Consider the following 12,043-nt stretch of genomic DNA (forward strand, 5'->3'; position numbering starts at 1 on the left):
CGCTGATGGCCCAGGCCGCCGATGACCCGGCGGTGGCCCAGCTCACCCAGCGCCTGATGGCGATCCAGGCCAACCCGGATGCCGCCCAGCTGGCCGCTTTCGAGCGCCTGCAGGCCCAGCAGGCCGTGGCCGACCTGGCCAAGGCCAAGCGCCGCGATCTGGACCAGGCCCGTTACCTGGCCGAGCGCCGGGTCGAGATCGCCGAGACCAGCGTCCGTGCCGCCCTGGCCCAGCGTGAGGTCGACCAGCTCGAGCGCACCCGCAGCGAGCTGTTGATCGAAGCCAGCCGCCGCGATGCCCAGCGGGCGCGCCAGGAAGCCGAGCGCCTGCGCGTGCAGGCCCAGATCCAGGCCGAGGAAAGCGAGCGCCTGCGCCAGGCGGCCGAGCAGGAAGCGTTGGCCCGCCAGGACGCCGAAACCGCGCTGACCAGCGTGGCCGGCAAGCAGACCGCGCGCCTGAGTGCGGCCCAGCAGAATGCCGCCAAGCTGGCCCGTGAAGAAGCCGAGCTGGTGTCGGGCAGCAAGCTGCCGGGCTCGAAGTTCGAGTCCCGCGGGGAAGTGTTCACCTTCAGCGGCGACGCCTTTGCCGCCGGCAAGGGCAGCCTGTCCGGCGGGGCCAAGGGCCAGGCCAAGGCGCTGGCCGAGTACCTGAACATCGGCAAGAAGGGCCGAGTCCGGATCGAAGCCTATGACGCGGCCGCCGGCGTCGGCCAGCAGCGTGCCGAGGCGCTGCGCGATGCACTCGTGGCCGCCGGTGTCAGTGCCAGCCGGCTGCAGGTCAGCGGCAAGAAGGCCGCGGCGACCAAGGCCCGTTCGGCGGAAGTCATCATCGCGCCCTGATGCCGGGCCGGGGTTGCGTCATGACCGCGGGTCATGACGCAACTGGTTGTTTTTGTTTAATTTCCGTTGTTCTGCGCGTTCAGCCTGAACCCCGCCTAGGCGCGGTCGACGATATCGTTTGAAAGGGTTGAACCGGTCCCGAAGCAAGCGTAGGGTCAGTTGTCCGGGTCGCCTTCCGCGGCCTGGACGATTGGAGGGCCGGCAATGCACCAGCGCCACGAACCACAGCAGTCGCAGGTCCAGTACGCACTGGACGCCGCTGCGGGTTCGCAGGTCACGGTTGCCCGGCACTCCGCCCCAAGCAGCGCCCCGTGCCGTCAGGCCGGGGCGTTCTTGTTTCTGCAGAAGCGATAGGAGGTTCATCATGTTTGAAGGTCAGCCCCAGAGCGATATCGACGCACGGCGCAAGCAGGATCCCGAATTCAAGGCGCTTTACGAACGGCACCAGAAGTTGAACAAGAAGTGCATGGATGCCGAGCTGGGTGTGCTCCCGATAGACAGCCTCACCCTGGGACAGATGAAGCGTGAAAAGCTGCTGGCCAAGCAGAAACTGGAACGGATGTACGCCTCCCCCGTGCACTGACCCCTCTTGCCACCCTACGTCGCGGGCGGTTCCGGTCTCCTCGTCGACCGGTGCCGTCCGCGCCGCTCCGGGTCCGTTCCCGCAGCGGCAATCCGGCCGCAGGGCCGATGAACGCGGCAACCTGACTTTCGCCGCCAACCGTCGGATAATCACCGGTCCGGCCGCATTGCGGCGCGAATCGATGTGAACCGATGGCAATCCACTCCTCCGTACTCGAACTCATTGGCCAGACCCCGATCGTCAAGGCCCAGCGCCTGGATACGGGGGTCTGCGAGCTTTACTTGAAGCTCGAGAGTGCCAATCCCGGAGGATCGATCAAGGACCGCATCGGCCTGTCGATGATCGAAGCCGCCGAGAAGCGTGGCGACCTCAAGCCGGGCGCGACCCTGGTCGAGGGCACCGCCGGCAACACCGGCCTGGGCCTGGCGCTGGTCGCCCAGCAGAAGGGCTACAAGCTGATCCTGGTCGTGCCGGACAAGATGAGCCGCGAGAAGATCTTCAACCTCAAGGCGATGGGCGCCGAAGTGCGCCTGACCCGTTCGGACGTGGCCAAGGGCCACCCGGAGTACTACCAGGACATGGCCAAGCGCGTGGCCGAGGAAACCCCCGGCGCGTACTTCATCAACCAGTTCGGCAACCCGGACAACCCGGCCGCGCACGAATTCGGCACCGGTCCGGAAATCCTGGCGCAGATGGACGGCGACCTGGACGCGATCGTGTTCGGCTGTGGCAGCTCGGGCACCATGACCGGCCTGTCGCGCGCCTTCGCCACCCTCTCGCCGAAGACCGAGCTGGTCCTGGCCGATCCGGTCGGCTCGATCCTGGCCGAGTACATCAATGATGGCGTGCTCAACGACAAGTCGGGCAGCTGGCTGGTGGAAGGCATCGGCGAAGACTTCCTGCCCTCGATCGCCGATTTCAGCCGCGTCACCAAGGCCTACGCGATCAGCGATGCCGAGAGCTTCCACACCGCCCGTGAACTGCTGGGCAAGGAAGGTATCCTCGGCGGCTCCTCCACCGGCACCCTGCTGGCCGCGGCGCTGAAGTACTGCAAGGAGCAGACCACCCCGAAGAAGGTCCTGGTGCTGGTCTGCGACACCGGCAACAAGTACCTGTCCAAGATGTACAACGACTACTGGATGCTGGACAACGGCTTCCTGGAGCGCCCGCAGTCGGGCGACCTGCGCGACCTGATCCTGCGCCCGTACGGCCAGCGCGACACTGTCGTGATCGGCCCGAACGACCTGCTGACCACCGCCTACCAGCGCATGAAGCTGTATGACGTGTCGCAGCTGCCGGTGATGGACGGCGACCAGCTGGTCGGCATCGTGGATGAAAGCGACGTGCTGCTGCATGTCTACGGCGATGAAGCCCGTTTCCGCGACCCGGTGGCCACCGCGATGGTCAGCAAGCTGGACCGCCTGGACGTGAAATCCCCGATCGAGGCCCTGCTGCCGGTGTTCGACCGTGGCCAGGTGGCCATCGTGATGGACGGCGCCAATTTCCTTGGCCTGATCACCCGGATCGACCTGCTGAACTACCTGCGTCGCCGCGTACAGTAAGCCGTAGTGTCGCAATGAACCCATGTTTATCCGCGTCAACGGCCGATTAAGCCACCGCTGATAGACTTCCGCTCCTTTTGCGGGGGCCCCTTGGGGGCTCCTCTTGCTGGGAAACAACATGTCCGATCACGCTTCTTCCGGGCACGGCGACCGCTCGCTCGCCCTGGCTACCCTGGCCATCCACGGCGGCCAATCGCCGGACCCGAGCACCGGCGCGGTGATGCCGCCGATCTACGCGACCTCCACCTACGCCCAGTCCAGCCCCGGTGAGCACCAGGGCTTCGAGTACTCGCGTACCCACAATCCCACCCGCTTCGCCTACGAGCGTTGCGTGGCCTCCCTGGAAGGCGGCAGCCGCGGCTACGCGTTCGCCTCGGGCATGGCCGCCAGCTCCACGGTGATGGAACTGCTGGATGCCGGCAGCCACGTGGTGGCGATGGACGACATCTACGGCGGCACCTTCCGCCTGTTCGAGCGCGTGCGTAAGCGTACCGCCGGCCTGCAGTTCAGCTTCGTCGATCTGACCGACCTGGCCGCCTTCGAGGCCTCGATCACCCCACAGACCAGGATGGTCTGGATCGAGACCCCGACCAACCCGATGCTCAAGATCGTGGACATCGCGGCAGTGGCGGCGATCGCAAAGCGCCACAACCTGCTGGTGGTGGTCGACAACACCTTCGCCTCGCCGATGCTGCAGCGCCCGCTGGAGCAGGGCGCAGACCTGGTCCTGCACTCGGCCACCAAGTACCTCAACGGGCACTCGGACATGGTCGGCGGCATGGTCGTGGTCGGTGACAATGCCGAACTGGCCGAACAGATGGCCTTCCTGCAGAACTCCATCGGCGCCGTGCAGGGGCCCTTCGACAGCTTCCTGGCCCTGCGCGGCCTGAAGACCCTGCCGCTGCGCATGAAGGCGCATTGCGCCAACGCGCTGGCCCTGGCGCAGTGGCTGGAAAAACACCCGGCGGTCGAGAAGGTCATCTACCCCGGCCTGACCTCGCACCCGCAGCACGAACTGGCGACGCGCCAGATGAACGGCTACGGCGGCATCGTCTCGATCGTCCTCAAGGGCGGGTTCGAGGCGGCCAAGCGTTTCTGCGAGAAGACCGAACTGTTCACTCTGGCCGAGTCGCTGGGTGGTGTGGAAAGCCTGGTCAACCATCCTGCGGTGATGACGCATGCCTCGATCCCGGTGGAGCGCCGCGAGAAGCTGGGCATCAGTGATGCGCTGGTGCGGCTGAGTGTCGGGGTGGAGGAGTTGGGGGATCTGCAGGTGGATCTGGAAAGGGGCTTGCAGTGATCGGCAAACTATCCCTGGTGTATGACGCATGAGCGCATCGAACCTAGCTGGCCTCATTTTTCAGTTGACCCGACGCGAAGTTAGCGGGCGCTACAAGGGATCGGTACTCGGCCTGTTCTGGTCGTTCGTCAACCCGCTGCTGATGCTCAGCGTCTACACGCTCTTCTTTTCAGTGATTCTGAAGGTGCGATGGGGTGATGAGCCACAGAGGCAGTCGGATTTCGCGATCCTGTTGTTCGTCGGATTGATCCTCCACGGTTTTATCGCCGAGTGCATTAACCGGGCGCCTGGATTGATCACTGGTAATGTCAACTATGTCAAAAAGGTTGTATTTCCTATCGGAATTTTGCCGGTCGTGTCCTGCGCATCAGCTCTCTTCCATTGGTTTATCAGTCTGACCGTGCTGGCGTTGGCGCTGCTGTTCGTGGGGACCGGCATTCCCGCCACCTTTCCGCTGATCCTGGTCGTAATGGTTCCGTTGATACTGTACGCACTTGGAATTAGCTGGATGCTTGCCTCTGTAGGTGTGTACCTGCGTGATGTTAGTCAGGTCGTCGGTGTGCTCTCTCAGATTCTGCTGTTCATGTCGCCGGTTTTCTTCCCGGTCACCAAAATCCCTGAATACATCCGCCCGGTCTTTTTGGCCAACCCGCTCACCACAATCATTGAACAAGCGCGCGCCGTGGCCGTGTTCGGACAGTTGCCGGACTGGTGGCAACTGGCAGGGCAGACGGCCATCGCCACGACCGTATGCGTACTAGGCTTGATCTGGTTCCGTCGTACCAAGTGCGGATTCGCCGATGTCCTTTGAGCAAGGGGTTGAACGATGAATCGCCTGAAGCAGTGGTTGCTCCGGCAGCGTTTTTTCTATGTGTTGATGGGGCTGAAGTACTACCTGGGCAACAACTTCGTTGCTCGTATTCCGATTGAGTGCCTGCGCCGGTTCTACCTGACTCGCGTGCTCAAGATCGCGATCGGCAGGGACACGCATGTAAGCATGCGTTGGTTCGTCACTGGCTATCCTGTGCGTGCGCACATCGGCATCGGTGACAACTGCGTGATCAACCGGGAGGTGTATCTGGATGGCAGGGTTGACGTTGTGATTGGAAACAACGTCAATGTTTCCTTCCAGACCTGCATCCTCAGCCTGCACCATGACCACAACGCACCGACCTTTCCCGCGATTGGCGGGGTGGTCACCATCCAGGACCATGCCTGGATCGGTGCCCGCGCCACACTCCTGCCGGGCGTGACCATCGGCGAAGGCGCCGTGGTCGCCGCTGGCGCGGTCGTCGCGCGTGACGTGGCACCGTACGAGGTCGTGGGTGGCGTACCCGCCCGCAAAATCGGTGAGCGCAACCGGGATATCCAGTACCTCACCAGGTTCTCACCGTACTTTGATTCGGACATCTTCGATGAAACCGCAGGTTAAGAAACAAGTCCTCGTGTTCATGCTGGCGCCTTCGCTGCCAGCGGTGACAGGAGGCGACATCTATGCGGTGAACGCCTTACTGCCGTTCGCTGAAGAGATCGACTATCACCTGTTTTGCTACGTGGGCAGCGAGGCGGACCGTCGCAAGGTCGAGCAGCATCGCGCGCTCTACGACAAAGTGTTCCGCTCGGTCCACCTCGAGCCTCGTCCGAAGATGCCGTTCCAATTGCCCAAGGTGCAGCGCGCCCTGTCGATGGCGCGGCAGGCATTGCAGCGTCTGCCTTTCATCGATGCCAGCTACTACAGCCGCAGCGCTGTTGCGGCTGCACGTCGCATCGTCCGCGAGCAGGGCATCGATGCGATCGAGGTCAACTCGACCCATCTGGCGTTCTTCCGTCGGTTCCTGCCACAGGTGCCGGGCATCCTGCTGAGCCACAACATCGAAGCTGACATTTTTCCGTTCTGGATGCCGGCTGGCTTGACCGGATGGAAGCTGCGTTTCATGGAATGGGTTGCCAGCCGAAGCCGGCAAGCCGCCAAGGCTGTCGAGATCGACAATGCCTTCGGATTCTCGGCGATGACCTTCATCTCTCGCCATGATATGTCGCGGGTTACCGACAAAGTCCCACGCTACCTCATGCCGTTGCACTTTCCGTTGGGTACCACGCGTTTTGAAGACAAGCCGGACGATACCTTCCACGTATTGTGGATGGGAGGCTTTGGTTGGTACCCAAATGCGGAGGCGGTGACGTGGTTTGCCGAAAAGATCCATCCACTAATGGCGGGCCAGTTGCAGGAGCGGAAGATTGTTCTGCACTTTTGCGGCGGCAATCCTCCAGTGGCGCTGCAGGCGCTGCATGATGGCCGCAATGTTCTCGTGCATGGCTTTGTCGACGACCTGCAATCGCTGCTGGACAAGGCGCATCTGCTGATGGTACCGCTGCTGTCCGGTGGCGGTATCCGGGTCAAGATCGTCGAAGCGATGTCTGCAGGCATTCCCGTACTCAGCACCAGCAAGGGGTGCGAGGGCATCGGCGCGACGGACGGCATGGACATCCTTGTGCGTGATGATGCCGAAGGGTTTGCCCGTACATTGCTGGAATGCGCGCAGGATCGAACGCGACTGGCAGCTTTGGCGGCGGCCGGGCAGGATCTCATGGCGCGCGAGTATTCACAGCAGGCAAGCCTGGACGCCAAGCGGGCCGCCTATCGGCATGCGGGGGTGATGTGATGCAGGCAGCAGATACGCCGTTGGCGGTTGCGCCGGTAGTTTCGGTGCGTGGTGTCGGCAAGGTCTTCCGCATTTTCGATCGTCCGGCGCAGCGTCTGTTGCAGCCGGCAGCAAACCGGCTCCGGCGCCTGGTGGGCATGCCGCCGCAGCCGGTGCGCATGTTCCATGCGCTGGACGATGTCAACTTCGACATCGCGCCGGGCGAAACTGTTGGAATCATCGGCCGCAACGGCAGCGGCAAGTCAACTCTGCTGCAGATCCTGGTCGGCACGCTGCAGGCCAATACCGGCAGCGTAGCCGTCAATGGACGGGTATCGGCGCTGTTGGAACTGGGCGCTGGTTTTAACCCGGAATTCAGCGGTCGCGACAACGTGTACCTGGCAGGCGCCATCATCGGCCTGGGCTCGGCGGACATGACCCGCCTCATGCCTGAGATAGAGAAGTTCGCCGATATCGGTGAGTTCATCGACCAGCCTGTCAAAACCTACTCCTCGGGCATGTTCGTACGGCTCGCGTTCGCAGTGGCCATCCACGTGTCGCCCGATATCCTGGTCGTGGATGAGGCATTGGCAGTGGGCGATACCGCCTTCCAGACCAAGTGCCTCACCCGTATTCGCAGGATGCAGTCCGAGGGTGTCAGCATCATCCTGGTTACCCATTCCACCAATACCCTGCTCGAATACTGTGACCGGGGCATCTACCTCCGCCGCGGGCGGGTCGTTCTGGATGGCCCCTGCCGCGAAGTTGTCAAAAAGTATGCTGACGACCTGGTGGACGAGGAGGGCGGAGCCGTGATCTATGCGGACGAGGGCCCTGACAGCTTGCAGGACGATGGTCTGCCTGCAGACGCAGCGGCATTGCCGGCAAGCGAAATCACCGGTGTGGAGATTCTCGACCTGAAGGGGCAGCCCAGGACGACGTTTGGCCATGGCGAACAAGTACTTGTGAAGGTGGCCATCCATGTACGCCGGCGTATCGAGCAGCCCTGCTATGGGATTCAGTTGAAGAGTGTGGATGATATTGCCCTGTGGGCTGGCACCACCCAGAACATGAGCCTTTCGCCGCTGCCGACGGAACCGGGCGACTATGTTTTCGATTGGCAGTTGACGTTGAATGTCACCGGTAACCGCTATGTGCTGGCGCTGGGTGTCGGTGACCTCGACACGGGCGAGTATCACCGACATTCCCGTGTGCCCTACGCGGGCCACGTGGATGTGCTGCCTCAGCCCCATTCCGGCCATGGCTGGCTTGCACCCTCTCCCCGTTTCACCGCTCCTGTGAGAACTGCATGATGACGCACTCCAAGCCAGTATTCAGGGCCCTGGTCGTGGGTTTCTACGGGGCACCCAACGTGGGCGACGAGGTGCTGCTGGACCTGCTGGTCCGCCGCATTCGCGAACTGGGCGGCGAGCCGGTGGTTGCCAGCATCGATCCCTTGTTGACCCGCCGCATGCATGGTGTGGATGCCGTGCAGTTTGCCAATGTCGGAGACATCGCCCGTGCACTGATGCATTGCGACGTACTGGTGATGGGGGGCGGCGGCATCTTCCAGGATCATCATCCTTTCAACCTCGATGCAGTGTACCTCCCCTATGCCAATGACATTTCCAGCTATGCGCGGCCGATGCTGCTCGCGCGCCAACTGGGAGTGCCGACGATCGTATGGGGGCAAGGGGTTGGGCCGCTGAGTTCAGCGGGCGCACGTACCCTGGTGCGCGAGTTGTTCCAGCACGCGGTCGCCGTATCCGTGCGGGATGAATCGTCGAAGGCACTGCTGCGACAGATCGGCGTTGATCGGGGTATCCTCGTTGCCGCCGATCCAGGGTGGTTGTTCCGCCGCTATCACCCATTGCCGGCGCAACAGGCCGCGCAAGGCGCAGGCCAGGCGCAGAGCAAGGTGCTGGCGGTGGTGGTCCGTGAATGGGACAAGGGGCAGTGGAAAACGTCCCTTGTGGAGGCGTTGCGCGCCGCAGTTCCTGAAGGATGGCGGATCCAATGGGTGGCGTTCCAGGCCCATACCGACGGCAGTGGCGCCACGTCCGACCTGCCCTTGATCGAATCTCTGCGTCAGCAGCTACCGGGCCGGAGCAATGATGAACTGATCGCACCGGCAACAATGGATGCGACCTGGGAGACAATCACCCGCGCTGACGCGGTGCTGTCCATGCGGCTGCATGCCAGTATCTTGGCCCTGTTGGCGGGCAAGCCTACGGCAGGCCTTGAGTACGACGACAAGCTGTCGCATGCCCATGCCATGGCCGAAATGCCAGCGATTCTGAGACTCTCCACCGACGACGGCCCTGAGCGCTTCGTAGAGGCGATCCAATCACTGGTTGCGGAGGCGTGGCGGCCGGACCCGCAGGTGGTCGATGGCCTGGAAGCGTCAGCAAGCGCGCATCTGCGGCTGCTTGACAGCTGCACGTCCTTGCCGCCGACGCCCCTCCGCTTCGACGCAGCCTCTACGGACTGGTTGTCATTGTGGCTACAACAGGCACTGGTCGAGCTCGAACTGACCCGGGAGCAGAGCCAACGTGCACACGAGCTGCTTCTGTTCCGGGACCATCAGCTTGCCGAACAGAAGACTCAGAACACAAACCTGACGCAGCAACTTGTCGAGAAGCAAACGAAGATGAATGAAGACATGGTCCGCTTGGATGCGGCTCAAGGCCAGCTTCAGGAGAGTGCGAAAGCACTGCAGCAGATCAAGCAGGAAAGTGCGCAGGCGCTGCAGCAGATCAAGCAGGAAAATGCGCAGGCACTGGAGCAGATCAAGCAGGAAAGCGCGCAGGCACTGCAGCAGATCCAACAGCAGTTGGCGGACAAGCAGGCCTACATTGATGACAAGGAGGTCTACATCGCGATCCTGCAGCAGCAGATCGAGCAGATGCAGACCGAGCTGGCGCGCAGCCGTCAGGAAACCGCTGATGCGCTGAACCTTTGGCGTCGCCTGAGCAGGTTCCTGCAGTTGCTTCGACGCGACCTGGTGCGCGTGCTGGCAGCTCCTTTCAAACTGGCCTCGGTTTGGCGTCGCCATGGTCTGAAGGTTGCCCTGCAGCAGATCCCCCGGCGCATGAAAACGTTGGGTGTCCCTCAGACCGCTGCCATGCAACAGATGGCGGAGCCGCCACCGTCGATGGTGCGACCGGTTCGCCTCGAGCGTCTGCTGGTAATTGCCGGCACGTTGACCACTGACGGTTGGCCCAACCGGGCGATGCAGTTCGCGAAGGCGGGCGATCGTGCCGGCTTCTTCGTGCGCATCACTGCAGCGGATGGAAGTGCCTGGCCTGACGATGGCAGCGGCATGCCGGCGCGTCTCGCTGTTGATGCGCACAACTGGCTGCAGGAAGTGCGTGCCGAGAACACCCGCGTTCTGCTTGCTGATGGATCCCCGCAGGCGCTTGGCTTGGCCCGTTCGGCACGTGAACGCGGTGCCGAAGTGATAGTCGACCTTGCTGCACTCGGAACGGATTCTCTCTCCGCGGAACTGCGCGTCCTCACCGATCGCGTTGTCACCGGTACCCCGGAGCAGAAGGTCGATGGCGTGCCGTCGCGTTTCCTGGGGACGGCCGGAGACAATGAAATCTTCGACTCCTACCGCAGTCATGAGCTGCCGCAGGCATATGAGGACGGGCGACAACATGTTCTGTTCGTTGTCCTCGGCGGAGACGGCGACGCCTGGCTCGATGCAGCGCTGGAGGCATCTCCCGATCTTGTCTTCCATGTCACGGGAATGAAAGTGGATGGCCGCGACACGCGTCAGGTACATGCCCTCGATTGGTCGTGGCAGCCGCAGCAGATGGCTCCGCTGATCGCCGGCGCCCATGCGGTCGTCATCGTCGGCGGAGCCGGGGACAGCACGCGCCTTGCCGACCTGTCGATGGCAGCGCTGCTGCTGGAGAAGCCGGTGTTTGTCGATGCGCTGCCGTCATTTGCACCGTCGCCTAACCTGCATCGGGTGGATGTCGCGAAGCTTTCCGCACAGCTGGCCGGCGCCACTGCGTCGGAAGACTACGCATTCATCGCCCGTCACGCCTGGCTGGGCCATGTCGAGCAGTTGATGCAGCCGGAGTATCCGGTGTCGGTGAGCGTGGTCGTGCTGATCCACAACAACCGCCGCATCATTGAACGCTGCGTCAGCACGTTGCTGGAGCATGCCGGAGAATGGCTGCAGGAAATCGTGGTTGTCGATAACCAGTCCAGCGATGGCGGCGCCGAATTGGTTGAATCGCTGTATGCAGGGCATGCCAAGGTGAAGCTTGTCCGCAACAGTGAGAACGGGTGCTCCTCAGGCCGCAACCTGGGCGTCAAGCATTCCACCGGCAGTTACATTGCGTTCTTCGACTCCGATCAGTGGTTGACCTCTCCTTCCTGCTTTAGTGAAGCCGTGAACATCCTGGCGGCCAACCCCGGTGTCGGCACCATCGGCTGGAACGCAGGCTGGTTCGACGGCACGCGTGATGACCTGGGTGGGCCCATCTCCGACTATCTTCCCAATCGCGGCATGAACAATGAGGCCCGCATCAAGGGATACCGCGATGACGTGGGTTTCCTGGGAACCAGTTGCATGTTCATTGCCCGCGACCTGTTCGAGCGTCTGGAAGGCTTCGATGTGTTCTACGACCCCACGTGCTTCGAAGACACGGACATCTGCTTCCAGGTGAAGAAGGCTGGTTACTCGGTGGCGTTCCGTGACTTGGCTGGTGTCCGTCACCAGCCGCACCAGACCACTGGCGCCAGCGAGGGCAGCGAGCGCTACAAGCGGCTGTTCAACCGCAACGCAACCTACTTCCGCGACAAGTGGAAGGGGTATCCGGAGTTCTTCGTGGACCTCAAGTCCTGGCATTGAGCGAGGCACAGACCGCAATGGGGTGGGGCAAGGTCAAGCGAACGCTGCTGGAAGCCATGCTGATGTTCGGCCCTGGGTTGTACAGTCGCTGGTCGATATCACGGTCCACAGGAACACCAGCGGAGGTTCCGTCAACGGAGCGCCCGCGTGTGCTCCTCGTGGACCATGATTTTCCCGAGATTGACCGTGATGCGGGATCGCGCGCGATCTCATGCTTCGCTGACCTGTTGGTCGACGCCGGTATGGAGGT

General features: G+C 62.6%; 9 protein-coding genes. All 9 read left to right on the top strand.

Going from position 1 to position 12,043, the window contains the following annotated elements:
• Positions 1 to 5 precede the first annotated feature (5 nt).
• The 9 genes from HMPREF3113_RS07665 (at position 6) to HMPREF3113_RS07705 (ending at position 11,793) form a co-directional block, all read left to right on the top strand.
• Entirely contained in the window at positions 6 to 839 is an 834-nt protein-coding gene (locus HMPREF3113_RS07665) for a hypothetical protein (RefSeq protein ID WP_237393598.1), read from the top strand.
• Between the two features lie 364 nt (positions 840 to 1,203).
• Positions 1,204 to 1,422 (top strand): HP1242/YdcH family protein, encoded by a 219-nt coding sequence (locus HMPREF3113_RS07670; RefSeq protein WP_019182593.1) that lies wholly within the window; start codon positions 1,204 to 1,206, stop codon positions 1,420 to 1,422.
• A 191-nt stretch (positions 1,423 to 1,613) separates the two neighbouring features.
• Positions 1,614 to 2,984: a pyridoxal-phosphate dependent enzyme gene (locus HMPREF3113_RS07675; protein ID WP_019182592.1), complete on the top strand. Its 1,371-nt coding sequence runs from the start codon at positions 1,614 to 1,616 to the stop codon at positions 2,982 to 2,984.
• A gap of 118 nt (positions 2,985 to 3,102) precedes the next feature.
• Complete coding sequence (locus HMPREF3113_RS07680; protein ID WP_070471662.1) at positions 3,103 to 4,284, top strand: cystathionine gamma-synthase; 1,182 nt, start codon at positions 3,103 to 3,105, stop codon at positions 4,282 to 4,284.
• Between the two features lie 28 nt (positions 4,285 to 4,312).
• Positions 4,313 to 5,095: an ABC transporter permease gene (locus HMPREF3113_RS07685; protein WP_070471663.1), complete on the top strand. Its 783-nt coding sequence runs from the start codon at positions 4,313 to 4,315 to the stop codon at positions 5,093 to 5,095.
• A 15-nt stretch (positions 5,096 to 5,110) separates the two neighbouring features.
• The gene (locus HMPREF3113_RS19105; RefSeq protein WP_070471664.1) at positions 5,111 to 5,716 is read left to right on the top strand and encodes an acyltransferase; all 606 of its coding nucleotides are present in this window, start codon (positions 5,111 to 5,113) and stop codon (positions 5,714 to 5,716) included.
• Positions 5,700 to 6,947, top strand: a complete 1,248-nt coding sequence (locus tag HMPREF3113_RS07695) for a glycosyltransferase (protein ID WP_070471665.1) — start codon at positions 5,700 to 5,702, stop codon at positions 6,945 to 6,947. Before HMPREF3113_RS19105 ends, HMPREF3113_RS07695 begins: the two co-directional genes overlap by 17 nt.
• Complete coding sequence (locus tag HMPREF3113_RS07700; protein ID WP_070471666.1) at positions 6,947 to 8,239, top strand: ABC transporter ATP-binding protein; 1,293 nt, start codon at positions 6,947 to 6,949, stop codon at positions 8,237 to 8,239. Before HMPREF3113_RS07695 ends, HMPREF3113_RS07700 begins: the two co-directional genes overlap by 1 nt.
• Positions 8,236 to 11,793 (top strand): polysaccharide pyruvyl transferase family protein, encoded by a 3,558-nt coding sequence (locus HMPREF3113_RS07705; protein WP_083298745.1) that lies wholly within the window; start codon positions 8,236 to 8,238, stop codon positions 11,791 to 11,793. Before HMPREF3113_RS07700 ends, HMPREF3113_RS07705 begins: the two co-directional genes overlap by 4 nt.
• The last annotated feature ends 250 nt before the right edge of the window (positions 11,794 to 12,043 follow it).

This window comes from Stenotrophomonas sp. HMSC10F06 (assembly GCF_001807865.1).
Lineage (GTDB): Bacteria > Pseudomonadota > Gammaproteobacteria > Xanthomonadales > Xanthomonadaceae > Stenotrophomonas > Stenotrophomonas bentonitica_A.